The organism is Blastococcus sp. VKM Ac-2987, assembly GCF_026967805.1.
Classification (GTDB): Bacteria; Actinomycetota; Actinomycetes; order Mycobacteriales; family Geodermatophilaceae; genus Blastococcus.
Genome location: NZ_JAPVBG010000001.1, coordinates 1,568,208 through 1,593,442, shown reverse-complemented (window position 1 = coordinate 1,593,442; position 25,235 = coordinate 1,568,208). Strand labels below are relative to the sequence as shown.

The following is a 25,235-nucleotide window of genomic DNA, read 5'->3' as shown; positions in this document are numbered from 1 at the left end:
GCTACTGCACGGTGGAGGCCGGCGAGCCGAGCGGGTTCTTGCCGGTCGGGGCGTTCTCCGGCACGACGGCCGTCCCGTCGTCGTCGGCAGCGGCGGCGTCGTCGTCGTCCGGTGCCGGCGTCTGCGGCACCACCCGGACGGCGACCAGCCAGCTCACCAGGGACATGGTGGCCGCGGCGATGATCAGCCCGGCCATCAGGCCGGTGCGGCCCCAGACCGCGGTCGCGGCGAGCGGCAGGAACACCGCCACCGGCGCCACGGACAGCCGCACCCGCAGCGCCGCCTTGGTGTTGCGTGAGCCGCGCAGTGCCAGCAGCGCCCCGTGGGTGACCCCGAACAGCACCATCTGCAGGCTCACCGCGGCCACCAGCCAGCCCGAACCCCAGGACTCGCCGAACAGCGCCTGGCCCACGCCCTGCGGCAGCAGCACCAGCACCGCGCCGTAGACGACGGCGACGCCGGCCAGCACCAGCGAGGCGTACCGGCCGATCCGCAGGGCCCGGCCGCGGTCGGTCCCCGCCTCCACCGCGCCGGCCACCAGCGGCAGGCAGATGACGCTCGCCGCGGCCACCGTGATGTTGAGCGGGCCGTTGGCCACCTGGGCAGCCTTCAGTGAACCGAGCAGCGCGGTGCTGGCCACCACCGGCAGCAGGAACACCGTCAGCTGGCCGGAGCCCGAGGAGAGTGCGAAGTCGCCGAGCAGCGGGCCGGACACCGGCCACATCGTCCGCAGCCGTGCCCGCAGGTCCAGCGGCTCGCGGCGCAGCCGGAAGGCGATCAGGCCGATCACGTCGGCCAGCAGCGCGCCGAGGATCCACAGGGCCAGGACGACGGCGGTGCCCGAGATGACGTCGGTCAGGGCCAGGACGGTGGCGACGATCATCACCACCAGCCAGACGCCGTCCAGCAGCACCGCCCGGCCCGGCCGCTGCTCGAAGAAGCCGACGTAGCGCAGCGCGTCCTGCAGCAGGAGCACCGGCAGCCCGAGGAAGAACACGACCCACGCGGTGTCCAGCGGCGTGGCGAGCAGCAGCAGGCCGATCGGGATCCCGACGGCGCCCACCGCCGTCGCCGACACCGCGGCGACGAGGTGCACCGGCGCGCCCTTGAGCACGTTGCGCTGGGTGATCAACAGCGGATCCAGGACGGCGGCGCGGGTCCCGCCCAGCAGCAGCCAGTAGATGCTGTAGATGATCGCGAACTCACCGAAGACGCTGGCGCTCACGCCGGAGGCGATCGCCACCGACAGCAGCATGTTGCTGGCGCTGGAGATCGCCTGGTCGGCGACGGTCAGCCCCCGGCTGACCAGCTTGCCCCCGCGCAGCGCCCGGCCCAGGCGTCGGGTCACCATCGCGCGGCGCGGAGGGTCAGCGGCATCGGATCGGAGCTCGGGGGTGCGTCGGCGGTCAGCCGGCGCGGCGGCCGAGGGCGCGGTAGGCCCAGCCCGCGGCGGTCCAGTCGGTCATGTTCAGGGCGTTGCGCCCGTCGAGGACCCGCTTCTGGCGCACCACGCGCCCGAAGGCGACCGGGTCGAGCTCCCGGTACTGCTTCCACTCGGTCAGCACCAGGACGGCGTCCGCCCCCTTCGCCGCCTCTTCCGGGGTGTCGGCGTACTCCAGTTGCGGCCAGAGCTTCCGGCTGTTCTCCACGGCGGCCGGGTCGGTCACCCGGACGACGGCGCCCTGCAGCTGCAGCTGGGCGGCGACGTTTAGCGCCGGCGAGTCGCGGATGTCGTCGCTGTCGGGCTTGAAGGCCGCCCCGAGGACGGCGACCCGCTTGCCCAGCAGCGAGCCGTCGAGGACCTCGCGGGCCAGCTCCACCATGCGGATGCGGCGGCGCATGTTGATGTTGTCGACCTCGCGCAGGAACGTCAGCGCCTGGTCGGCGCCCAGCTCCCCGGCGCGGGCCATGAAGGCGCGGATGTCCTTGGGCAGGCAGCCGCCGCCGAAGCCGAGGCCGGCGTTGAGGAACTTGCGGCCGATCCGGTCGTCGTAGCCGATGGCGTCGGCCAGCAGCTTCACGTCGGCGCCGGTGGCCTCGCACAGCTCGGCCATGGCGTTGATGAAGGAGATCTTCGTGGCGAGGAAGGAGTTCGCCGCGGTCTTCACCATCTCGGCGGTGGCGTAGTCGCTCTCCACCTTCGGCGTGCCGCGCTCGACGATCGTGGCGTACACCTCGTCCAGCAGCTTCCGCGCGGTGTCGCCGTCCGGCCCGGCGGGCAGGCCGTAGACCAGCCGGTCGGGGTGCAGGGTGTCCTGCACGGCGAAGCCCTCGCGGAGGAACTCCGGGTTCCAGGCCAGCAGCGCGCCGGGCACCTTGGCCTCGATCAGCTCGGCCAGCCCGGCCGCCGTCCCGACCGGCACGGTGGACTTGCCGACGACGAGCTCCCCGGGGGCCAGGACCTCGAGCAGCGACTCGACCGCGCCCTGCACGTAGCGCATGTCGGCGGCGTACTCGCCGCGCTTCTGCGGGGTGCCGACGCAGACGAAGTGCACCGCAGCGCCCGCGGCGTCGGCGAAGTCGGTGGTGAAGCGCAGCCGGCCGGTGGCCAGGGTGCGCTCCAGCAGCTCCTCGAAGCCGGGCTCGAAGAACGGTGCCCGGGCCTGCGAGAGCGACTCGATCTTCGGGCGGTCGACGTCGATGCCGACGACGTCGTGGCCGAGCTCGGCCATCGAGGCGGCATGCACCGCCCCCAGGTATCCGCAGCCGATGACCGAGATCTTCACGCAGTGCTCCAGTGCTCGAACGAGTTGTGCAGGCAGGTCGTGGGCCCCGGCGTCCCCCTCGGTCCGCCGCAGGCCTCCGCCATGGTCGTGCACGCACCGGCCGCATGGCTAGCCGAGCCGTCGCCGGAACCGGGAGAAGTAGCCCGTGCAGGCGGCCGACCACCCGTCCGGGTGTGTCGGGGGTCATGCTCGGCCGCGAACCGGCCGGATGGTTGCGGATGCATGGCATTGTCGGAGGTCGGGCCGCATGCGACGCTGCCCGGACCAGGAGGAGCCGTATCGCCGTGCTGGGCGGCTGCGGGGCGTGGAAGGGGTCGTGGTGGGCGATGCGCTGACCAGGACCGTGCCGCGCACCCTGGTCCTGTGCGTGCTGGCCGTCGTCGGCCTGACCGCCGCCGCGGCCTACCAGCCGGTGCCGGTGCTGCTGCTGGTCATCGGTGTGCCGCTGCTGGTGTGGGGCTGCCAGCACCCGAAGCGTTTCCTGGCGGCCGCCGTCGTGGCGTGCCTGCTGGCCAAGACGGCCGCCCAGGTCTCCGGCATCAAGGTCGTCGACTACCTCGACGAGGGGGCGATCGCCGCGGCTCTGGCGGTCAGCCTCGGGCCCCGGCTCCTCCGCGGGCAGCCGATCCGCAGCTTCCCGGGCCTCGGCTGGTTCCTCCTGTTCGGCGTGCTCGGCGTCGTCAGCGGGCTGGTCGCCGACGTGCCGCTCGTGGTCCTCGGCACCGGTGCGGCGCTGGCCTCGAAGGGGATCCTGCTCTCCCTGGCGGTGGCCCAGGTGCAGTGGTCGCCCGCCGACGTGCGCCGGCTGGCCAAGGGCGGCGTGGCCTTCCTGTTCTTCATCATCGCCTGCTCGCTGGTCAACCTCGCCATCCCGCAGACCTGGCAGGCCACGGTGGGCAACATCCCGCAGGTCAGCTACCGCGCGGCGATCCCGTCGCTGATCGGCCCGTTCGTCGAGCCCGGCACGCTGGGCATCATGGCCGCCCTCGGCTTCCTGGCCGTCGTCGCCTGGAACACCACCATGGGCGGCACCCGGTTCACCTGGCTGCTCTCGGCCGGCATGGCGCTGGTCGCCGTCTTCTCGTTCCGGCGCAAGACCTGGCTCGGGATGATCGGCAGCTTCCTGTGGCTCAGCTCGCGGGCCGGCCGGTCCGGTGTCTTCCCGACGGCGCTGGCCACCGTGGCCGGCATCGTCATCCTGTTCTGGTCCACGCTGCTGACCGCGCTGCAGGGCATCGTGGCCACCTACTTCGACCAGTCCGAGGGCACGGCGGCGCGCACGCTGATGACCCGCGACTCCTTCTTCGTCGCCGTCGACCACTTCCCGCTGGGCGCAGGCTTCGGCCGGTTCGGCTCCGACACCGCCGCGACCTTCTACAGCCCCCTGTACCTGGAGCGCGGCTACCAGAACGTGTGGGGGCTGTCGGAGCGGACCGGCAACGCCCTCTTCCTCACCGACACCATGTGGCCGGCCATCCTGGGCGAGGCCGGCATCCTCGGGCTGCTGGCGTTCGTCTTCGCACTCGTCGCCGTCTTCCAGCGGCTGCGCCGGCTGTCGGTCGACCAGGAGCCGATCGCGCGGTGGCTGGGGCTCACCGGGATCGCCTGGATCTTCCAGTACCTGCTCGAGTCGACCGGCAACCCGGTGTTCGTCTCGCCGCCGTCCTACGTCCCCCTGTTCCTCCTCGTGGGGCTGCTGGGATCGTTCGGTGCGGGGTCGGCCGGGAACGACGAGAAGGACGCCGGCGAGGTCCCGGCCGGCACGGCCGGGCGCCCCGACGTGGCCCGCGTCACGGAAACCGCCGCCGCGCGCTGAGACGGAGCACTCCAACCGGCGAAAACTGGCGCGCGAGGACGGGTGCGCACCCGATGCCCATTACCCTTCATGGGTGTCGTCAGAAGGTGATCGAACCGAATCGGCAGGTGGGGCGGCGGAACTCGCCGCCGCACTGCGGGGCAAGCGCGCGCTCCTCGTCGCCTCGACGGGTGGCCACCTCGCCCAGATCGTCCGGTGGTCGGAGCGGTTCGGCCTCCGACCGGACTCGGTCTTCGCCACGTTCGACTCGGAGCAGAGCCGCTCGCTGCTGCGCGGGCGGGACGTCGTCACCCTCGACTACGTGCCGCCGCGCGGCCTGAAGCCGGCGTTCCGGGCGGCCGTCCGGCTGCACCGGGAGACCCGCCGCGAGCGCTTCGACGTCGTCCTCAGCACCGGGGCGGCGGTCGGCATCTCCGCCTACGCCATCGGGCAGCTGCGACGCCTCCCCGTCGTCTACATCGAGAGCGTGTCGCGCTTCGACGGGCCGTCGGCCACCGGCCGCATCCTCGAGAAGCTGCCGCGCATCCAGCGCTACAGCCAGCACGCCGGCTGGGCCGACCGGCCGGGCTGGCGGCTTGGCCCCTCGCTGCTCGACGACTACACCGCCGTGCCCGCGCCCGACCGCGCTCCCCGGGGCGAGGACGGCCGCCGCGTCTTCGTCAGCCTGGGCACCATCAAGCCGTTCCGCTTCGACGCGCTCGTCGACGCCGTGCGGAAGCAGCTCCGCCCCGGCGACACCGTCACCTGGCAGCTCGGCGTCACGACCCGCGACGACCTGCCCGGGAACGTCAACCAGGAGCTGCGCGCCGAGGAGTTCGACCGCCTGCTGACTGACAGCGACGTCTTCGTCACGCACTCCGGCGTGGGCACGCTGCTCCGGGCGCTGGAGCTCGGTGTCCGGCCCGTCGTCGTCCCGCGGTTGGCCGCCCGCGGCGAGCACGTCGACGACCACCAGCTCCAGGTGGCCCGTGAGCTCGCCGGGCGCGGGCTGGTCGCGCTGCGCAGCCCCGACGAGCTGGCGTCGGAGGACCTCGACCCCGCCGACGTCGTGATCCGCCGGTCCGGGGACACGTCGGCGTGACCGGCCCGTCGCGACCTGCGCTGCGCGTCACGCAGATCGGCAACGCCTCGCAGGGGCGCGGCGGGGTGTCCTCCGTGGTGCGCACGATGAACACCTGGGCCGGCGACGACCTCGAGATGCGGGAGTGGCCCTCCTACTGGCACGGGGACCGCCGGCGCACCCTCGCCGCGTTCGCCCGGACGACGCTGAAGGTGCTGTTCAGCCCGGTGCAGCCCACCGACGTCTGGCACTTCCACCTGACCCAGCAGGGGTCCTTCCTCCGCGAGGGGCTGCTGGTCGGGATCGCCCGCCTGCGCGGGGTCTGCTGCACCGTCCTGGTGCACGGCTCCACGTTCGTCTCCTTCGCCAGGGGCAATCGCCGGCTGGCCGGCCGGGTGCTGCGCTGGCCGGCCGTGGTGTTCGTGCTGACCGAACCCGCCGCCGAGGTGCTGCGCTCCCTGGGCGTGACCCCGGTCCGGGCGGCCAACTCCGTCCCGATCGCGGAGGAGCCGGTCGGCGACGGTCGCTCCGGGTTCGTCTTCGCCGGTGAGGTCGGGCAGCGGAAGGGGGCCGACGTGCTCCTCGACGCGTGGGAGGCGGCGAAGGTCGACGGCCACCGGCTCGTCCTCTTCGGTGACCTCGCGCCCCGTTTCCAGCTACCCGAGCCGCTCCCCGACGGGGTGGTGTTCGAGGGGCCGGTCACGCCCGACGAGGTGCTCGCCCGGCTGCGGACGGCGGTCGCGCTCGTCCTGCCCAGCCGGGCGGAGGCGATGCCGATGATCATCCTGGAGTCGATGAGCCTGGGCACTCCGGTCATCGCCACCGATGTCGGCCAGATCGCCGAGGTGGTCGCCGACACGGGGCTGATCGTCCCGCCGGCCGACGCCGAGGCGCTCGGGTCGGCGCTGCGCCGGATGGCAGATTCGCCGGAGCTGGCGCTGCGGCTGGGGCGCGAGGCCTGGGACCGGGTGAAGGACCGCCACTCCAACGAGGTGGTCCGGCGCACGTTCGTCGAGCACTGGCAGATGTGCGTGGATACCGCCCATCCGGGTGACAGCTCAGTGCCTGATCCGCCCGGTAGTACCTAGCCTGGCGGTCTCAGCAACTGATTGAGTCGGGCACGAACAGCAGGTGCGTAGCTCCATGCGCACGGCCGCGACGCCAGGCAGGTCCGAACCTGCGGGGCGTCGACCATCGGAGACGAGGAAGTAGTGGATTTCAGAGACACCGTCGCGGCATTCAGGGCCGGATGGTTCCTGCCCGTCATCGGGCTGCTCCTGGGCGGGGCGGCCGGGGCCGGTATGGCCATGACGATGACGCCGACCTACACGTCGTCGACGCAGCTGTTCGTGACCTCGACGGATGCGACGACCACCACCGCCGCCTTCCAGGGCAGCCAGTTCTCCCAGAACCGGGTCGCCTCCTACGTCCAGGTGCTCACCAGCGAGCGGCTGGCCGTCGAGGTCGTCGACACCCTCGACCTCGACCTGACGCCGGACGAGGTGCAGAGCCGGATCGAGGCCTCGGTGGTGCCCGACACGACCGTCCTGGACATCGTGATCACCGACACCTCGCCCGAGCGTGCGCGGGACCTGGCCGAGGCCGTCGCCACCCAGTTCGCCGAACTGGTCGACGTGGTCGAGGCGACCACCACGACGCCGACCGAGCCCGAGGTCGAGCCGGTGACGACCGTCCCGGTCAAGGTGACCGTGCTCGACAGCCCGGAGATCCCGGAGGAGCCCGCCTCCCCGAACCTCTACTCGAACATCGCCGTCGGTCTGCTGATCGGCCTGCTGGTCGGCCTGGCGCTCGCCTACGCGCGGGTGCGGCTGGACCGGTCGGTGCGGGACGGCAAGGTCGCCGCCGCCGCGGCCGGTGCCCCGTTGATCGGGACCATCACGCGCGACCGCCGGCTGGAGCACGAGCACGTGCTCGACCGGCGCAGCCGGTCGGGGAACGCCGAGAGCTTCCGCCAGCTGCGCACCAACCTGCAGTTCCTCGACGTCGACGCGCCCCCGCGCGTGATCATGGTGTCCAGCGCCGTGGGCGGGGAGGGCAAGAGCACGCTCGCCGCGAACCTCGCCGTCACCCTCGCCGAGGGCGGGCACCGGGTGACCCTGGTCGAGGCCGATCTGCGCCACCCGCGGATCACCCGGTACCTCGGTCTCGTCGACGGCGCCGGTCTGACCAGCGTGCTGTCCGGTGCCGCCGACCTCGACGACGTCCTCCAGACCTACGGGAAGGGCAGCCGGAAGCTCTCGGTCCTCTCGGCCGGGGCCATCCCGCCCAACCCCAGCGAGCTGCTCGCGTCCAGCCAGCTCGGCGCGCTGGTCGACCGGCTGCGCGCCGCCAACGACTACGTCGTCGTGGACACGCCCCCGCTGCTGCCGGTCTCCGACGGCAGCGCCGTCGCCGTGGTGATGGACGGCGTGCTGCTGTCGGTCCGCCAGGGGAAGACCAGCCGGGAGGAGCTCCAGCAGGCCCGGGCGCTGCTCGACCGCGTCGGGGCCCGGACGCTCGGGGTGGTGCTCAACATCGCGCCGGCGTCGGCCGATCCGGCCCACGCGTACGGCTACCAGGGCGAGGCCCCGACCGGGGACTCGGACGTCGACGACGACCCCGACCCGGCGCCCGCCGGCCGGGCCGCGGGCACGGCGCCTGCCGCCGTCGCGGCGGAGCCCGCCGGTGCCACCCGGCTCGAGCAGCCGGCCGCGGAGCAGCCGGTCGCCGGGGAGCCGAGCGCCGGTGAGCCGGTCGCGGAGCGCCCGGTCAACGAGCCCACGGTCGACCTGAAGCCGGGCATGACCAGGCCCATCCCCGCCGTCCGGCCCTCGGACGCCGCCGAGCTCGCCCGGGGCCGGTCGAACGGGCCGGGGAACGGGCAGCACCGCGCGGCAGGAGAGCCGGCCGCCGGCCCCGGCGGCGCCGGGCGGCACCCGGGGGACCTGGACGGTCGCTGACCGGACGGGCCGGGATCGGTCCGGTGCCTGCGTGACCTGGATCGCTCACGCAGCGTGATGGATTAAGGCCCCTCAGTACGGTTGCATCGTGAACCTGCTTTTTCGGCTATAAGCGGCTACCGTCGGTTCCGGCGGCTCGAGTGACCGGTGCGTCCACTTCGTGTGTTCACAGGCGATCACCCTGCGTGTTCACGGTGTGGTCGGCGTGCCTGACGGGTCGTCACCACGACGACCAGACGCACCCAGGGGTTCGGCATCACTCTCCAGATCACCCACGGCGACACCACCCGTGAGGCACTCACCGACGGCGACACCGCCCCCGGGGCGCTCGCCGACGGCGACCGCGCCCGCGAGCTGCTCCCGACCCCGCGGAAGACGCGGACCCGGTTCTCCCGGATCCGTCGCCTGCGCGGCGAGGGCACCGAGGTCCGGCGGGCCTGGCGGGCGGCGTACGTCCGCAGCATCGTCCTCGGGGACGCGCTGTGCGCGGTGCTCGCGGCGACCATCGGCTACTTCGTCCGCTTCGGGACCGAGGTCGACGGCGCGGCCAAGTACTCGCTGTACGCCGCGATGCTCATGCCCGTGCTCTGGCTGGCCGCGATGCACATCGGGCGCACCTACGAGGAGCGCTTCCTCTGGGTCGGCGCCGACGAGTTCCGGCGCGTGCTGGACGCCGCCGCGCTCCTGCTGGCCGTCGTGGCCGCCGTGTCCTGGGGCCTGGACCTGGACGTCGCCCGGGGCTTCGTCGTGGTCGCCCTGCCGCTGGCGACCGTCCTGACGCTGCTGCAGCGCTACGTGCGCCGGCAGCGGCTGCACCGGGCCCGCACCGGTGGCGCCTTCCAGCAGACCACGGTCATCGTGGGCCACCGCGGCGCCGTGGCCTCGCTGCACGCGCAGCTCGACCGCGCGGCGTACCACGGCTACCGGGTGATCGGGTGCTGCCTGCCCGACGGGAAGCTGGCCGACGGGCCGACCGACTTCGAGGGGCTGCCGGTCCTCGGCGGCCTCGACGAGGTGCTCGAGGTGGTGCACCGCTACGAGGTCGACACCGTCGCCGTCATGCCGTGCCCGGAGCTGGACGGGCCGCTGCTGCGCCGGCTCGGCTGGGAGCTGGAGAAGACCGAGGCCGAGCTGCTGCTCGCCCCGGCCGTCACCGAGGTCGTCGGCCCGCGGGTCGCCATCCGCCCGGTCTGCGGGCTCCCGCTGCTGCACGTCGAGCGGCCGGAGCTCCGCGGGGTCCGCCGGCTCGGCAAGACGGCGGTCGACGCCGGCCTGGCCGCCCTGGCGCTGGTGATGACGCTGCCGCTGTTCCTCGGCATCGCCCTGGCCCTCAAGACCACCAGCCGCGGCCCGGTGTTCTACCGGCAGACCCGGGTCGGCCGCGACGGGCAGACGTTCTCCATGCTCAAGTTCCGCAGCATGGTCACCGGCGCGGACCGGATGGTCGACGTGCTCGAGAACGACAACGACGGCAACGGCGTCCTCTACAAGCGCAAGGCCGACCCCCGCGTCACCCGCGTCGGGAAGGTGCTGCGCCGGTACTCCCTCGACGAGCTGCCCCAGCTGCTCAACGTGCTGCGCGGCGACATGAGCCTGGTCGGCCCGCGCCCGCCGCTGCCGAGCGAGACCGAGCGGTACGGCTTCGACATGCGCCGCCGCTTCCTGGTCAAGCCCGGCATCACCGGGCTGTGGCAGATCAGCGGCCGCTCGGACCTCTCCTGGGACGACTCGGTGCGGATCGACGTCCGTTACGTGGAGAACTGGTCGCTGAGCTTCGACATGATGATCCTCTGGAAGACCCTCGGCGCGGTCATCCGCGGCCGCGGGGCCTACTGACCGGCGGTCCGGCCGCTCCGGCGGCCGGCCCCGCGATCCCGGCTCAGCCGGCCGTCGCCTGCCACAGCGCGCGGATGTCGGCGTACATGGTCCGGGCGTCGAACCCGGTCACCCACGTCTCGTAGGCCGCCCGGGCCATCGAGTCGCGCAGCTCCTCGCTGCCCAGCAGGCGGAGCAGGTGCTCGGCCAGGCCGTCGACGTCCCTCGGCTGCACGAGGAACCCGTTGCTGCCGTGCGTGACCAGCTCCTCCATGGCGCCGACCGGCGTCGTCACGGCGGGAACGCCCCGGGACATCGCCTCGATCACCACCATCGGCAGCCCCTCGGCGTGGCTCGGCAGGGCCAGCAGGTACGCCTCGTGCAGGAGCTCCTGCGCGCGGGTGCGGGGGAGCAGGCCCGCGTGGGTGATCCGGCCCGGCCGGGCCCGCACGGCCTCCTCCACCAGCGCGACGACGCCGGGATCGGCCGGCGCGCCGGCGAGCACCAGCTCAACGTCGGGGACGGCGTCGAGCCGCTCGAAGGCGCGCAGCAGCTCGGGCACGCCCTTGCCCTCGTCCAGCCGACCGAGCAGGACCACCCGCTTCCGGCGGCCGGCCGGCCACGGGGTCACCGGCGGGGCGCCGTCGGCCACCCCGTTGTGCACGACGTGGACCTTCGCCGCGGGCACGTGCAGCTCGTCGGCGACCAGCCGGGCCCAGGGGCGCCCGAGCACGACCACGTAGGCGGCCCGGCCGAAGAACCGCTCGACCCGGCGCTTCGCGGTCGGGGAGAGCGCCTCGAGGAAGTCGCGGTACCCGGCGCCGTGCAGGTGGATGCCGTAGGGCAGCCCGCGGCGGGCGCACACCTCCGCGATCGCCATCTTGCGCCAGGTGCTGCCGCGGGAGGCGACGTGCAGGTGGGCGACGTCGGCACGGGCCGCGGCGGTCGCGGCGAGGGCGCGGGCGAAGTTGACGGCCCGCCGCGGGGCGGGGCCGATGCCGCCGGAGTCCAGCACCCGCAGCGGCACGGGGGTGGCGCTGAGCCGGTTCTGCGCCTCCAGCTCGGCCACGACGGAGGCCATCCCGCCGGGCTGGCTGCCGGTCGGGCCGATGCTCAGGACCCGCAACGGTGCCTCCTGGGCGGAGCGCTGGTGAGGGCCGGCGGTCGCGTCCGACATGTCGCGGCGCTCACCGGCCCCGGGCGTCGTCGAGTGAGGGCAGCGTCCACTGCTCCCCGAGCCAGGCGTCGAACGCCCGCGGCTCGAACGGCAGCACACCGCCGCCGGGGTAGGGCGTGTACTCGCTGAACCAAATGGTCCCGCCGACGTTGTAGAGGTCGACCCGCATGAAGTCGAAGGGGCGGCCGAGCACCTCCGCCGCGTGGTTCAGGGCGTCCAGGTTCTCCGGAGGCGGGCCCGGCTCGCCGCTGCCCAGGGCGGTCGCCACGTGCAGCGGCTTCCAGTCGGCGGTGTAGAAGGTGCGCGAGTGCTGCTTGGTGAACCGGCCGGTGTCGACCGACACCGCGGCGATCCTGCCGTCGAAGACCAGGTACTTGTAGTCGTCGGGCGGCGTCACGCCGTCGCCGATGGCCTCCTCGATGACGTAGAGCGGGCGGGCCTCGCTGTACGCCCACTCCCCGAGCAGGACGCTCTGGTCGTCGCGCAGCCAGGTCTTCGTCGCCGCGATGGTCTGCTCGTCGATCGTGTCCGTGGCGGCGCCGAACCGCACCAGGCCGCTGCGGTGGTTGGGCTTGAGCACCCAGGGGCGGTCGAAGGTCCGGCCGGTCACCTCGCGGAGGTCGGTCCCGGACCAGAAGGTCTCCGGCACCGACAGGCCGGCCTCCTCCTGGACCTGGGCGGCGTGGTCCTTCATCGCCAGCTTGTCGCACGTCCAGGCCAGCACGGGCCGGCGGTCGTGCATGATGCGCCAGTTGATCTTCTCGCCGAAGGTCTGCGGATCGCGCAGCCGCGGCAGCCGCCCGTGCCCGGCCAGGTACAGGTACCGGCGGCGGGTGGCGAGGGGCAGGACCCCGGCGATGCGGCGGTGCGCCGGCTGGAAAACGTGTCGGAGGCTCTCGTTCAAGCCGCTCCGGGGCATCGTGGACCCCTTCTTGGTGTGAGACGCGGGCACGCCGGCTGGTGTCTGTCCCGGGGCGTGGAACGTCGCCCGGTGTCCCGGCGAGCGTAGTACCCGGCGCTCAGCGCGGCGTTTCCTCGTCACGCAACCACCCCATCGGAGGTTTCTCACGACGAACCGCGCCGACGACACTGGTTCCGTGCCGGACGAGGAGACCACCCCGACGCCCGTCACCGTCCTGCTGGTGTGCACCGGCAACATCTGCCGGTCGGCCCTCGGGGAGGGGCTGGGCCGGGCCTACCTGGGCCAGGTGCTCGGGCCGGCGGCGGCCGACCTCGATCTGGTCAGCGCGGGCACCCGCGCGGTCGTCGGCTCGGGGATGCACCCGGACAGCGCCCTGGTGCTGTCCGGCTTCGGCGGCGATCCCGCCGGCTTCGCCGCCCGGCAGCTGGAGCCGCGGATGATCGCCGGGGCGGACCTCGTCCTCACCCTCACCCGCGACCACCGCCGTGACGTGCTGGGGCTCGTCCCCCGGGCGCTGGCCCGCACGTTCACCCTGCGGGAGGCCGCGGACCTGCTGGAGGCCCTCGACGACCGGGTGCCGCCGGGGGAAGGGTTCGCCGGCCGTGCGCGCGAACTGGTCGCCGCCCTGGCCGCGGCGCGCCCCGGGCGCACCGGGGGTGCCTGCGACGACATCCCCGACCCCATCGGCCGGCCCCTGGCGGAGCACGAGGAGGTCGGGCAGGCCGTGGCCGAGGCGCTGCTGCCGGTGCTGGCCGCCCTGGTGTCGCTGCATCCCGCGACGGACGGTGCCGAGGTGCCCGACCCGGTCGGGCGCGCCTCGCACGTCGACCGGAGCGGGGGATCCCTGCCCGCCGCCGACCGGTCCCGGGAGGGCACGTCGGTGCGGGCCGGCTCCGGGGACGGCCGGTCCACGGCGCCGCCACGGGCGTCCAGGAGCCCGTTCGGCGCCTTCACCCGCCGGAGGCGGGGCGGGTCCTAGCGTCGGCGCCCGGCGAGACCACCGGGCGATGTGCGCCGGTGGCGCCTGCTGGGCTCGGCGTGCGCCATCGGCGCACATCGCTGCCGCTCGGGCGTCAGTGCGCCGACCGCTGAGGACGACCCCGTCAGCAGGGGGCGGCCGGGGAGGCCGACCACTCCGCCGGCACGAAGTCGGGGACGGCGATCGAGGCCTCCGCCCGTCGCCGGTCGGCCACCCGGACGGCGCGGCCGATGCCGAGCGCCAGGAGCACGGCCAGCATCGTCCACGTGGTCGCGAGGACCAGCACCCAGCTCATGGAGTAGTTCCTAGGCGGGCCCCGGACCGATGCCCGGGTGCGACGCGGGCAGAACGTGCCAGAAATTTTCCCCCGGGCCTGTGGTGCGTTCTCGCAGGTCATCCCCCGAATGGGTGAACCGTGGGCCCGGCGCCTCGGCCGGACCCCCAGTTTTTGAAACCTGAATCCCCTTCCTGTTATTCATTCGTGACGCTACGTTCGTCCTGTGTCACGAACCAGTCACCGACAGTTGCGAACCATCCGGGCCCGTCGTATGCGCTTCCCCCGCCGCCGGCTGACCCAGGTGCTGCTCGCGCTCATCGGGCTGCTCCCGATCACCTATCCGCTCGCCCAGGGCCAGGGGGAGGACGTCGTCGCCACCCAGAGCCCGGCCTCCTCCGCCACCGGTGCCCCGGTTCCCGCCGCGAAGCCGCCCGTCGCCTCGCCGTCCGCCGAGGCGCCGCCGGTGCAGGAGGAGCAGGCCGCCGGCAGCGCGCAGGCGCAGACCGAGGCCCGGGCGGAGCAGCCGGCTCCGGTGGCCGGGGCCACCACCGGCACCCGCCCGACGCCCACCACCCCGACGACCACCGCTCCCGCTCCCGCCCCCGCCGCTCCGAAGCCCGCGACCGCTCCGACCTCCCCGACCGCGGCGCCCGCCCCGGTCGCGCCCGCCGCCACCAACGCCAGCGGCCCCCTCAGCTGGGCCCCGCCGTCCGGCTGGGAGAACTACCCGGTCCACCGCATCACCTCGACGACCTCCGTCACCACGGTCGGCGCCCGGGGCGGAGACGTCCGCATCGAGCTGGACCCGTCCCGTCCGGTCGCGCCGATCACCATCGCCAACTGCCGGAACGCCGTCATCATGGGCGGCCAGATCAACGTCCTCCCGACCGCGCGGATCGGGACCGACGACCAGCGCGCCATCTACGTGCACAAGTGCACCGGCACCGTGCACATCGAGGGCGTGCTCATCAACGGCAACGTCAACGGATCGCAGGCCGACGGCATCGCGGTGAACGCCCCCGAGGCGACCGTGCAGATCCAGAACGTGCGCATGGAGGCCCTGCGCGGCACGTACTCGGTCAACCACGCCGACGTCTTCCAGCCGTGGGGCGGGGTCAAGGAGTACCGGATCGACCGGCTCTCCGGCACGACCAACTACCAGGGCATCCAGGTCCGCCAGGACCTCGGCGCCATCGGCAAGGGCACCATCCGCAACGCCAACGTCGGCAGCTCCGGGGTGACCCCGATCGAGCGGGGCGGGCAGTTCATCCGCATCGACTGCAACACCTACCCGCTGGCGCTCGAGAACGTGTACATCGACCCGCGCTCCGGCCGGGACATGGGGTACAGCGTGTGGCCGCAGACCGATGACCGCGGCTGCCCCGCGAAGATCAGCAACGGCGTCGTCTCGTGGCCGTCGATCGGGAACCTGAGCGGCACCCTCCGCCAGGGCAAGCCGGCGTCGGGCGACTTCGTCCCGGCCGGGACGGTCGGCCGGGGGTACGTGTCCCCGGGCTACCGCTGACCTACCGCTCCTGACCTCGAGGGGACGGGCGCCGCGCCACCGCGCGGTGTCCGTCCCCTCGCGCGTCCGGCCTCCCGGTCAGTACGCGCCCTTGCCCTTGACGACGGCGCCCACCGTCCGCCAGAGGATCATCACGTCCAGCATCAGCGACCAGTGCTCCACGTAGTGCACGTCGAGCCGCACGGAGTCGGCCCAGGAGAGGTCCGACCGGCCGCTGACCTGCCAGAGCCCGGTCAGGCCCGGCTTGACGACCAGCCGGCGGCTCATCTCCACCCCGAACTGCTCGACCTCCGAGGGCAGCGGCGGGCGGGGGCCGACCAGCGACATGTCCCCCCGGAGGATGTTCACCAGCTGGGGCAGCTCGTCGAGCGAGTACCGCCGCAGGACCCGGCCCACCCGCGTCACGCGCGGGTCCCGGCGCAGCTTGAACAGCACCCCGTTGCCCTCGTTGACCGCGGCCAGCCGGGCCACCAGCCGCTCGGCGTCGGTCTGCATGCTGCGGAACTTGAACATCGGGAACGTGCGCCCGTCCCGGCCGACCCGCTCCTGGCGGAACAGCACCGGGCCGCGGCTGTCGACCTTCACGGCGATCCCGATCACCACGAGCACCGGCGCCAGCAGCAGCAGGAGCAGGGCGGCGGACGTCCGGTCGAAGGACTCCTTGGCCAGCCGGTGGATGCCGCGCAGCTCGGGGCGCTCCATCTGCAGCAGCGACAGCCCGCAGACCGGGCGCACCCGGATGCGCGGGCCGGCGATCTCGGAGACCGACGGCGCCAGCAGCAGGTCGGCTCGGGTCTTCTCCAGCTCCCAGCCCAGCCGGCGCAGCGCCGCGCCGTCCAGCTCGGGGGACGGCAGCACGGCGACCGTGTCCACCTCGTACCGCTCGACGACGTCGACCACCTCGTCCAGCCCGCCGAGCACCGGCAGGCCGCCGGGGCCGCCGGAGGCGCCGGAGCGGAAGGGGACGCAGCAGCCGACCACGCGGTAGCCCTGGTCGGGCTCCCGGTGCAGCTGCTCCCGCAGCGCCGCCACGCCGCTGCGGTGGCCGACGAGCAGCGTCGTCTGCTGGTAGCGGCCCTGCGCCCGCTGGCGGCGCAGCCACGACCGGTGCGCCTGGCGCTGGACGAGGGTGAGCGCGGTGGCCAGCGGGAGGGCGACGACGACGAAGCCGCGGGCGACCTCCAGCTTCAGGCCCCACGAGACCGTGCCCACCAGGGCGAGCAGGAGCGCGGCGGCGAAGAAGACGCGGCGGAACTCCTCCGGGCCTTCCCAGAGGTAGCGGTCCTCGTAGCTGCGGGCGAGCACCATCGCGAACACCCAGACGGCCGGCAGGGCGAGTGCGATGACCAGCGACGCGGTGGTGACACCCACCTCCGCCGGGTGGAAGCGGGCGAGCAGACCGCTCCCCGCTGCTGCGCTGGCGCAGACGGCGTCCCACAGGACGAGGCGGCGCACGTAGGGGCCGCGCCACGCCCGGCGGGCGACCGTGCCGGCGCCGCGCAGCCGGTCGGCCTGCGGCAAGCGGTCGGGCGGTGTGGCGAGGTGGTGGGTGCTGCTGTGCTCGGACGGTATGGCTTCGGAGCTCATGAGGCGTTTTCCCTGCGGTCGCGAACGAGACCCGGCGCCCGGCGGAGAACTCACGACGGGGCGGAACGCTCGTGCGGTGTCACGGACGGTTCGGCGTGCCGATCCGGGGACCGGCGTGGCTGCACATGAGGGCGGGCCCCGCCTCAGTCGGGTCGGGCACCCGGGTGGTCGGCGCGGGCCACGACGACGGCGTCGTCACCCCGGGAGATCCGGATCGATCCGGCGAGCGATGCGGGGAAACCTGCGTCCAGCACCGCGAGCGCGGCGTCTCCGTGGTCGGGGTGGCCGCTGGCGCAGTGGCCACCCCCCGACACCGAGGCCGACGCAGGAGCCCCCGGGGCGGTCACCGGCATCGGAGCCGGTGCCGGCGGGGGCCCGACCGGCTTGGCCGGGCGCGGCTGTGGTGCGGCCGGCGGCACCTCGGGGCCGCCGGCCCGGGGGGTGTCGGTGACGGCCGGGGCCCGGGCGCGGATCGGGGCGGTACCCGAGGCGGTGGCCGCCATGAAGGTGCCCGCCGTCGCGGTCTCGGGGCTGCACGCCGGCGCGGGCGGGACGGGCGCGGCGGGAGACGCCGGGAGCGCGGGCACCGTCGTCGCGAGGTCCGGGGCCGCTGAAACCGAGGCGGCGGCTTCCGTGACGGCCGTGGTCGTGGCGTCGGTGGTCGCGACCACGGTGGTCGTGGCGTCGGTGGTCGTGGCGTCGGTGGTCGTGGCGTCGGTGGTCGTGGCGTCTGTGGTCGTGGCGTCTGTGGTCGTGGCACCTGCCGCCACGGGGGTGGTCACCGATGCCGGCTCGACCGTCGGCGGGAGCTCCGCCTCGGTGTCCGGGTCGACCAGCGTGGGGTCGACCGGCGTGCCGTCGGAGTCGGTCGGCGACGCGGCGGGATCGGCGTCCGCGTGGGTGGGGTCGGCGGGCGTGGCGCCCGGCTCCGCCGGCGGGGTGCCCGGCTCGCCGGTCCAGGACCCGGACCCGGACCCGGTGCCGACGCCGGAGTCGTTCCCGGTGCCGCTGTCGTCGCCGGAGTCGTTCCCGAACCCGGTGCCCGGACCGGACGGCGTCGAGCCGGGCGCAGGCGGTGTCTCGGGCGCGGGCGGTGTCTCCGGAGCGGGCGGTGTCTCCGGAGCGGGCGGTGTCTCCGGAGCGGGCGGCGTCTCCGGAGCGGGCGGCGTCTCCGGAGCGGGCGGCGTCTCCGGAGCGGGCGGCGTCTCCGGAGCGGACGGCGTCTCCGGAGCGGGCGGCGTCGGGCTGTCGGGTTCCCCGGCCGGGGGCGCCGGCGGAACGGGCGGCCGGCTCACCGGGGGCGGGTCCGTGACGGGCTGCCCGGCCGGGGGCTGCTCCTCGCGGGGCTCGGCGCCCTGCCCCGGCGCCGCAGGTCCGGGGTCGGCCGGTGAGGCCTCGGGGGTGGCGGACCACTGCCCGGCGTCGGCTCGCGCCGCCCCGCCCGAGACGGCGAGCAGCGCCCAGGCGCCGAGCACGAGGAGGCCGGTCAGCAGCAGCCGTCGCGACCACCGCGCCCCGCGGCCGCCGTGCCCCGGCACGGCGCCGGGCGACGTGCTGAGGGCATGCGGCCCCCACGACGTCACCACGCTCCGGCCGATGGACACGCAGGCCTCCCTGTCCTTCTTCCTGTGCAGACCTTCGACCGGAGTCTCGGCGAGGGCAACGGCCACCGGGTGGCGTGGCGGTTAACTCGGGCGGCGCGCGGTCGCGCTTCACTCGCTGTGACCGAACCAGGCCGTACCGATACGGGATGACCGCGTCCAGCACGCACCGTGCCCGGGGCTGTCCTCTCCGGCGCGCTCCCCCCGAAGGGTCACGGTGCGGACGCACCGGGGGTCCGGCCGACTACCGTCAGGCGCTGCAGACGACCCGCCACGCAAGCGGGGCCCGGGCGGAGTCGCCGCCCGGTGGCGGATCCACGGCGGAGGTTCAGCAGGCGATGCGCATGCTCGTCACCGGGGGCGCGGGGTTCATCGGCGCGAACTTCGTGCACCTGACCCTGCGGGACCACCCGGAGTTCGAGGTCGTCGTCCTGGACGCGCTCACGTACGCGGGCAACGAGGCGTCCCTGGCCGCCGTCCGCGACGACATCGAGTTCGTGCACGGCTCGGTGGCCGACGCCGACGTGGTCGACCGGCTGGTGAGCCGCTGCGACGTCGTCGTCCACTTCGCCGCCGAGAGCCACAACGACAACTCGCTGCGCGACCCGTCGCCGTTCCTGCAGACGAACGTCGTCGGCACCTTCACCCTGCTGGAGGCCGTGCGGAAGCACGGCGTCCGGTACCACCACATCTCCACCGACGAGGTCTACGGCGACCTCGAGCTCGACGACCCGGGGAAGTTCACCCCCGAGACGCCGTACAACCCGAGCAGCCCGTACTCCGCGACCAAGGCGGGCTCGGACCTGCTGGTGCGCGCGTGGGTGCGCTCCTTCGGCATCCACGCCACCCTCTCCAACTGCTCGAACAACTACGGGCCCTACCAGCACGTGGAGAAGTTCATCCCCCGGCAGATCACCAACGTGCTGGGCGGCCTGCGCCCCAAGCTGTACGGCGCCGGGCAGAACGTGCGCGACTGGATCCACGTCGAGGACCACAACTCCGCGGTGCACGCGATCCTGGACCGCGGCCGCTCCGGCGAGACCTACCTGATCGGCGCCGACGGCGAGAAGGACAACCGCGAGGTGCTCGGGCTGATCCTGGAGCTGACCGGGCAGCCCGCCGACGCCTTCGACTCGGTGCCCGATCGCGCCGGGCACGACCTGCGCTACGCGATCGACGCCACCAAGCTGCGCACCGAGCTGGGCTGGACGCCGCGGTTCACCGACTTCCGCGACGGCCTGGCCGCCACCGTCGACTGGTACCGCGCGAACGAGGGCTGGTGGCGCCCGCTGAAGGACGCCGTCGAGGCCGGCTACGCCGCCCGCGGCCAGTGAGGACCGTCATCGTCGGTGCCGCCGGGCAGCTCGGCCGCGCCCTGCGGCAGGAGTTCCCCGACGCCGTCGCCCTCGACCGGACGGCGCTGGACGTCACCGACGCCGCCGCCGTGCGGGCGTTCGACTGGGCGGGGGTGGACGTCGTCCTCAACGCCGCCGCCTGGACCGCCGTCGACGCCGCCGAGGACCCGGCCAACTCCGCCGCCGTGCGGGCGGTCAACGTGGACGCCGTGGCGCACCTGGCCGAGGCCGCCGAGCAGCACGGCGCGGCGCTGGTGCACCTGTCCAGCGAGTACGTCTTCGACGGCCGCTCCGCGGGCCCGATCCCCGAGGACGCACCGCCGTCGCCGCTGAGCGTCTACGGGCGCAGCAAGGCCGACGGCGACGCCTGCGCCAGCGCGATCGACCGGCACTGGCTGGTGCGCACCACCTGGGTGGTGGGGCAGGGGCGCAACTTCGTGCGCACGATGGCCGGCCTCGCCGACCGCGGGATCTCCCCCTCGGTGGTCGACGACCAGATCGGCCGGCTCACCGCCACGACCGACCTGGCCGCCGGCATCCGACACCTGGTCGGGACCGGCGCCCCCTACGGCACCTACAACCTCACCGGCGACGGCGAGCCCGCCTCCTGGGCCGACGTCGCGGAGCTCGTCTTCACCGCCCGCGGCCGCTCCGCCGGCGACGTGACCCGGGTGAGCACCGCCGAGTACTTCGCCGGGCAGACCGGCGTCGCACCCCGCCCGCCCAACAGCGTCCTGGACCTCGGCCGCATCCGGGCCACCGGCTTCCGCCCGCGCGACTGGCGCCAGACGCTGGACGGGTACCTCAGCGGCCTCAGCTGACCCGGGCGGCACGTCAGTCGCAGCGGTCGGGACGGAACGGTCAAGTCCCGGCGCCGGGCTGCCGATGAGAACTCCGTGTCGTGGCAGTGGATCGTCGGTGGGCTGGTCGTCTGGATGGTCCTCGCGACCCTGCTCGCGTTCGTGATCGGCCGGGGGATCCGGATCGCCGACCGCACCTCACCCGGTACCGGCGCCCCGCTGACGACCGCCGACCTGCCGTCGTCGCTCGTCGCCCGTGCCCGCGCCCGCCGGCGGGCCGTTCCGCTGCCCCCGGTCGGCGTGGGCCTGGCCGCCGCCGCGGTCGTCCTCATGGGCACGGGATTCGTCCTGCGCCTCACCGGTGCCACCGGCCCGGCCGCGCAGCTGCTGTCGATGGACGCCCCGTTCTCCCTGCCCCGCATGTTCGTGGCCGGGCTGTTCGCCGTCGCCGCTCTCGCCGCGGTCGCCGGGGCCGCGCGCAACCCCGGGCGCCGCACCTGGTGGCTCGCCGTCGGGCTGGTCGCGGCCGCGATCGCGTCGGTCAAGGCCGGTGGCACGGTGCACGCCGACGTGATGGGTGCCGCGATCGCGACCGTCGGCGAGCCCGCGGCCATCGCGCTCAGCGCGGTCGTGGCGGTCGCCGTCGTCGGCGCGCTGTTCGTCCTGAGCCGTACCGAGCGCCGTGACCGGCGCCGGGTGCTCGGCAGCCTCGCCGGCTACGGCGTGGCCTCGGTCGGCCTGTCGGCGCTGTCCGTCCTGGCCCCCGGCTCGCTGCGGGTGACCGCCACCTTCGTCGAGGAGGCCGGCGAGGCGCTGGCCGGTGTGGCCTTCCTCGTCGCGGTGCTCATCGGTGTCGCCCCGCGCCTGGTGCTGCCCGAAGGCTGGGCGCTCCGCCGGTCCGCGGACGCGCACTCCCTCGAGCTCGCCCAGCCGCTGGAGAAGCCGGCCCGCTGAGCCCGCGGCTCAGATCGCGGCGCGGACCTGCCCGCACCGGCAGGCGTACAGCGACGAGCCGCTGAAGGCGTCGTCGCCGATGCGGCGGAACCAGTGCACGTGCGCCGCGGAGCGGCGCCCCCCGGCGCCGGTGGCGAGACGCAGGCCGTCGACGTCCCGGGCGGGTGCGGAACGAGCCACCTCGACTCCTCCGATGCGCTCTGCCGCCCGTCGACCGGGCGATCTGCACGACTGTCTACCCCACGATGCCGGGCAGCGGGCATCCGGAGGGTGAACGGTCCGCGACATGATCCGCCATCGCCCGGCGGCGCCGGTCAGCCGGTGGTCCAGGCGAGCAGCTCGTCGGCCGGGCGGGTGTTGATGACCCGCTCGACCGGGACGCCGCACTCGATCGCCCGCTCGCAACCGTTGTACTGCCAGTCGAGCTGACCGGGCGCGTGCGCGTCGGTGTCGATGGCGAACTCGCAGCCCAGCTCGACGGCGAGGGTGAGCAGCCGCCGGGGCGGGTCCAGCCGCTCGGGACGCGAGTTGATCTCCACCGCGGTGCCGTGCTCGACGCAGGCGGAGAAGACCGCCTCGGCGTCGAAGTCGCTCTCCGGGCGCGGGCGCTGCGTCCCGTTCCGCTGCTTGCGGCCGATGACCAGCCGGCCGGTGCAGTGCCCGAGGACGTCGGTGTGCGGATGGGCGACGGCGGCGAGCATCCGGTCGGTCATCGCCCGCCGGTCGGCCCGCAGGTCGGAGTGCACGCTGGCGACGACGACGTCGAGCCGGCCGAGCAGCTCGTCGGTCTGGTCCAGCGACCCGTCGACGTTGATGTCGCACTCGATGCCGGTGAGGATCCGGAACGGGGCGAGCTCGGTGTTCAGCTCGGCGACGACGTCGAGCTGCCGCTCCAGGCGCTCGGGGGTGAGCCCGTTGGCGACCGTCAGCCGGGGGGAGTGGTCGGTCAGCGCCAGGTACTCGTGGCCCAGGGCCATCGCCGCCTCGGCCATCTCCCGGATCGGGCTGCCGCCGTCGGACCAGTCGGAGTGCGCGTGCAGGTCACCGCGCAGTGCGGCCCGGAAGGCGGCGACGTCGTCGGCGGCGGGCAGCTCGGCGGCGTACGCCTCTTCCAGCGTCGCCAGGTACTCGGGCACCTGGCCCCCGTGCGCCTGCACGATCGCGGTCGCCGTCTTGGGGCCGATGCCCTTGAGGTCGGTCAGGGTCTTCGTGCGGATGCGGCGGTCGAGCTCGGCCTCGCCGAGACCGTCGACCACCGCCGCGGCGCTGCGGTAGGCCGCGACGCGGTAGGTGGCCTCGCGGGCGCGCTCCAGGAGGAAGGCGATCCTCCGGAGCGCGGCCGCGGGCGGGAGCGGAGCGCTCAGCGGGACTTCTTCTTCAGGCGCCTCTCGGTGCGCCGCTGGGCCTTCGCCGCGCGCTTCTGCGCCTGCGCGAAGTTCTTCTCGGTGGCGTTCGCGGCCCGGCTGGCCGCGCGACGCGTCCGGTAGCCCACGGACGGCTTGCCCTCGGTGTCGACGGCGGCGAGCAGCAGGCCGCCGAGCAGACCCGTGTTCTTGAGGAAGTTCGAGATCTGGCCGAACTGCTCCGTCGGGTCGTCGTGCTCCCAGAACCGGTGGCCGGCCAGGGTGGTGGGCACGATCGACGCCGACAGCACCAGCGCGGTCAGCCGCGGGAACCGGTTCAGCGCGAACAGCGAGCCGGCGGCGACCTTGATGGCGGCGTCGACCTTCACCCACTGCTCGACGTCGCGGGGCAGCTGGACCGGGAGCTGCTTGTCGGCGGTGTCGGCGATCTTCTCCACCACGGGGCGGGCTCCCGGCACGCGGTCCTGCGGCTTGCGCAGGGTGCTGACCCCTCCGTAGACGAAGGGAGCGGCGAGCAGGGGCCGGGCGATCCGGCGAACGAGCATGGTGACCTCTTTCCTCGATGCCACTGGGCAGTCGCGTCGTGCACTGCCCCGAAGATCGATTCCGCAATCACCGCGGTCGCGCGCGCGGTGTCCACCCCGGCGCGCGGTGCCGGCCGCGCGCAGGTCCGCTCCTCGCTCGGCTTCAATCCGGTCGTGCCCTACCGATGATCTCCTCAGCGGGAGGGCGCGGGAGCTCCTCCGTGCCGAGCCGGGAGGACCCACGTTGCGACGACACAGGAGATCCGACGCCGCCGGTCAGGTGGTGGCCGTCCCCCGTGACGTCGAGGCGGTCGAGGCGGTCGTCAACGCGCTCGACGTGGGCGTGACCGACGCCGCCGAGGCGCACCGGATCATCGCCGTCACCCTCGTCCGCGAGCTGGACCTCGACTACGGCGCCGCCTGGCTGCCGGACGGCGCCGGCGGCTTCACCCTGGCCGCCGAGTCGGGCCGCTACGCCGAGGCGATGCGCGCCTCCCGCGTCGACCGGCTGCTCCCCACTCAGGGCCTGGCCGGCGCGGCCATCCGCAGCCAGGACCCGGTGCTGGCCGACGAGACCACCGACCCGGCCGGCTGCCTCCGGTGGCGCGCCGCGCAGACCGCCGGCGCCACCAGCGGCTGCGTGCTGCCGGTCGTGGACGACCGCGAGGTGATCGGCCTCTACGAGTTCTACAACTCCTACGAGCTGCCCTTCTTCGGTGGACGTGCGTCGAAGTGGAAGTCGCTGCGCCGGCTCCTGACCCACGCCCGCAAGGCCGCGCTCGCCACCGCTTCGCTCAAGGAGACGCTCGACGACCGGCAGGCGGTGACCACCGTCGTCACCGAGATCGGCGCGGCCCCCTCGCAGGCCGAGGCGCTGCGGGTCGCGCTGGACTCGGTGCGGACCGCCTTCGGCTGGGCGTACGGCTCGTACTGGGCGCTCGACGAGGCCGCCGGCGTGCTCAGGTTCCAGCAGGAGTCCGGCTCGGCGGGCGAGGAGTTCCGCCGGGTCACCCTGGCGGCCAGCTTCGCCGAGGGCGTGGGCCTCTCCGGCCGCGCCTGGCGTGCCCGCGACCTCTACTTCGTGTCCGACATCGGCGAGATGACCGACTGCGTCCGGGCCCCCGCCGCGCAGCGGGCCGGGGTGCGGTCCGGGGTGTGCTTCCCGCTGGTCGTCAACGGCCGGGTGATCGGGACCATGGACTTCTTCGTCAGCGAGACGATCACCCTGTCGGACTCCCGCGCCTCCGCCCTGCGGAACGTCCAGCAACTGGTCTCCCAGCGCCTGGACGTGCTGCGGCGCACCGAGGAGTCGGCCGACAACGCCCGGGAGCTGCTGGCCACCGTCGCCCGGCTCCGCGCGGCGGCCGGCGACGCCGGCGGGGTCGCCGAGAGCGCGGTCAGCCAGGCATCGACGATGACCAGCGAGGTGCGGGCGCTGGACGAGGCCTCGGTCGCCGTCGGGGAGGTCATCCGGATCATCTCCGGCATCGCCGACCAGACCAACCTGCTGGCGCTCAACGCCACCATCGAGGCCGCCCGAGCCGGCGAGCTGGGCAAGGGCTTCGCGGTCGTCGCCGGCGAGGTCAAGGACCTGGCACGGGAGACGGCCAAGGCCACCCAGAAGGTGTCCGACCAGATCGCCGGCATCCAGGCCAGCAGCAAGGCGGTCGCGGCCGGCATCCACACCACCGGCGAGATCATCGGCCGCCTCGACGCCGTCCAGGCGCGGATCAGCGAGGTGCTGGAGGAGCAGGCGCGGATGGCGCAGCTCATCGACACCGGCAGCTGAGCCG

The 25,235-nt window shown here is 74.0% G+C and carries 21 protein-coding genes; 11 read left to right on the top strand and 10 right to left on the bottom strand.

Annotated features, from left to right (window positions below; all coding sequences use genetic code 11):
• Position 1: 1 nt before the first annotated feature.
• Positions 2–1,351 (bottom strand): hypothetical protein, encoded by a 1,350-nt coding sequence (locus O2W17_RS07915; RefSeq protein WP_269191851.1) that lies wholly within the window; start codon positions 1,349–1,351, stop codon positions 2–4.
• A gap of 55 nt (positions 1,352–1,406) precedes the next feature.
• Entirely contained in the window at positions 1,407–2,726 is a 1,320-nt protein-coding gene (locus O2W17_RS07910; protein WP_269191850.1) for a UDP-glucose dehydrogenase family protein, read from the bottom strand.
• Positions 2,727–2,973: 247 nt separating this feature from the next.
• Here O2W17_RS07910 and O2W17_RS07905 point away from each other — a divergent pair, with 247 nt between their 5' ends.
• The 5 genes from O2W17_RS07905 (at position 2,974) to O2W17_RS07885 (ending at position 10,398) form a co-directional block, all read left to right on the top strand.
• Positions 2,974–4,542, top strand: a complete 1,569-nt coding sequence (locus tag O2W17_RS07905) for an O-antigen ligase family protein (protein ID WP_269191849.1) — start codon at positions 2,974–2,976, stop codon at positions 4,540–4,542.
• 73 nt (positions 4,543–4,615) lie between these two features.
• Positions 4,616–5,623: a glycosyltransferase gene (locus O2W17_RS07900; protein WP_269191848.1), complete on the top strand. Its 1,008-nt coding sequence runs from the start codon at positions 4,616–4,618 to the stop codon at positions 5,621–5,623.
• Complete coding sequence (locus O2W17_RS07895) at positions 5,620–6,690, top strand: glycosyltransferase family 4 protein (RefSeq protein ID WP_269191847.1); 1,071 nt, start codon at positions 5,620–5,622, stop codon at positions 6,688–6,690. The genes O2W17_RS07900 and O2W17_RS07895 overlap by 4 nt, the downstream gene beginning before the upstream one ends.
• 123 nt (positions 6,691–6,813) lie before the next feature.
• Positions 6,814–8,562, top strand: a complete 1,749-nt coding sequence (locus O2W17_RS07890; RefSeq protein ID WP_269191846.1) for a polysaccharide biosynthesis tyrosine autokinase — start codon at positions 6,814–6,816, stop codon at positions 8,560–8,562.
• 489 nt (positions 8,563–9,051) lie between these two features.
• Positions 9,052–10,398 carry a sugar transferase gene (locus tag O2W17_RS07885; RefSeq protein ID WP_442864527.1) on the top strand — a complete coding sequence of 449 codons (1,347 nt, stop codon included), beginning with the start codon at positions 9,052–9,054 and terminating at the stop codon, positions 10,396–10,398.
• A 43-nt stretch (positions 10,399–10,441) separates the two neighbouring features.
• On the opposite strand, the gene O2W17_RS07880 is transcribed toward O2W17_RS07885, so the two are convergent.
• Both O2W17_RS07880 and O2W17_RS07875 read right to left on the bottom strand, forming a co-directional pair.
• A complete protein-coding gene (locus O2W17_RS07880; RefSeq protein WP_269191845.1) occupies positions 10,442–11,503 on the bottom strand; it encodes a glycosyltransferase family 4 protein in 1,062 nt (353 codons plus the stop codon).
• Between the two features lie 61 nt (positions 11,504–11,564).
• Entirely contained in the window at positions 11,565–12,458 is an 894-nt protein-coding gene (locus O2W17_RS07875; protein WP_269191844.1) for an ATP-grasp fold amidoligase family protein, read from the bottom strand.
• 193 nt (positions 12,459–12,651) lie between these two features.
• On the opposite strand from O2W17_RS07875, the gene O2W17_RS07870 reads away from it, so the two are divergent.
• Complete coding sequence (locus O2W17_RS07870; RefSeq protein WP_269191843.1) at positions 12,652–13,455, top strand: arsenate reductase/protein-tyrosine-phosphatase family protein; 804 nt, start codon at positions 12,652–12,654, stop codon at positions 13,453–13,455.
• Positions 13,456–13,579: 124 nt separating this feature from the next.
• Here the strand turns inward: O2W17_RS07870 and O2W17_RS07865 are convergent, their stop codons facing one another.
• Entirely contained in the window at positions 13,580–13,750 is a 171-nt protein-coding gene (locus tag O2W17_RS07865; protein WP_269191842.1) for a hypothetical protein, read from the bottom strand.
• 253 nt (positions 13,751–14,003) lie between these two features.
• On the opposite strand from O2W17_RS07865, the gene O2W17_RS07860 reads away from it, so the two are divergent.
• Positions 14,004–15,257: a hypothetical protein gene (locus O2W17_RS07860; RefSeq protein ID WP_269191841.1), complete on the top strand. Its 1,254-nt coding sequence runs from the start codon at positions 14,004–14,006 to the stop codon at positions 15,255–15,257.
• Between the two features lie 78 nt (positions 15,258–15,335).
• Here the strand turns inward: O2W17_RS07860 and O2W17_RS07855 are convergent, their stop codons facing one another.
• Positions 15,336–16,844: a sugar transferase gene (locus O2W17_RS07855; RefSeq protein WP_269191840.1), complete on the bottom strand. Its 1,509-nt coding sequence runs from the start codon at positions 16,842–16,844 to the stop codon at positions 15,336–15,338.
• Between the two features lie 143 nt (positions 16,845–16,987).
• On the bottom strand, positions 16,988–18,448 hold the full coding sequence (locus O2W17_RS07850; RefSeq protein ID WP_269191839.1) for a hypothetical protein: 1,461 nt from the start codon (positions 18,446–18,448) through the stop codon (positions 16,988–16,990).
• Between the two features lie 335 nt (positions 18,449–18,783).
• On the opposite strand from O2W17_RS07850, the gene rfbB reads away from it, so the two are divergent.
• From rfbB to O2W17_RS07835, 3 genes are all read left to right on the top strand, one after another.
• Positions 18,784–19,779 (top strand): dTDP-glucose 4,6-dehydratase, encoded by a 996-nt coding sequence (rfbB, locus tag O2W17_RS07845; RefSeq protein WP_269191838.1) that lies wholly within the window; start codon positions 18,784–18,786, stop codon positions 19,777–19,779.
• Positions 19,776–20,621 carry an SDR family oxidoreductase gene (locus O2W17_RS07840; RefSeq protein ID WP_269191837.1) on the top strand — a complete coding sequence of 282 codons (846 nt, stop codon included), beginning with the start codon at positions 19,776–19,778 and terminating at the stop codon, positions 20,619–20,621. The genes rfbB and O2W17_RS07840 overlap by 4 nt, the downstream gene beginning before the upstream one ends.
• A gap of 75 nt (positions 20,622–20,696) precedes the next feature.
• Positions 20,697–21,554, top strand: a complete 858-nt coding sequence (locus O2W17_RS07835; RefSeq protein ID WP_269191836.1) for a hypothetical protein — start codon at positions 20,697–20,699, stop codon at positions 21,552–21,554.
• Between the two features lie 9 nt (positions 21,555–21,563).
• On the opposite strand, the gene O2W17_RS07830 is transcribed toward O2W17_RS07835, so the two are convergent.
• From O2W17_RS07830 to O2W17_RS07820, 3 genes are all read right to left on the bottom strand, one after another.
• Entirely contained in the window at positions 21,564–21,734 is a 171-nt protein-coding gene (locus tag O2W17_RS07830) for a hypothetical protein (protein ID WP_269191835.1), read from the bottom strand.
• A gap of 134 nt (positions 21,735–21,868) precedes the next feature.
• Positions 21,869–22,918: a PHP domain-containing protein gene (locus tag O2W17_RS07825; RefSeq protein WP_269192051.1), complete on the bottom strand. Its 1,050-nt coding sequence runs from the start codon at positions 22,916–22,918 to the stop codon at positions 21,869–21,871.
• Positions 22,915–23,463, bottom strand: a complete 549-nt coding sequence (locus tag O2W17_RS07820; protein ID WP_269191834.1) for a DoxX family protein — start codon at positions 23,461–23,463, stop codon at positions 22,915–22,917. Before O2W17_RS07820 ends, O2W17_RS07825 begins: the two co-directional genes overlap by 4 nt.
• 262 nt (positions 23,464–23,725) lie before the next feature.
• Between O2W17_RS07820 and O2W17_RS07815 the strand changes: the two genes are divergently transcribed.
• On the top strand, positions 23,726–25,231 hold the full coding sequence (locus O2W17_RS07815) for a methyl-accepting chemotaxis protein (RefSeq protein WP_269191833.1): 1,506 nt from the start codon (positions 23,726–23,728) through the stop codon (positions 25,229–25,231).
• The last annotated feature ends 4 nt before the right edge of the window (positions 25,232–25,235 follow it).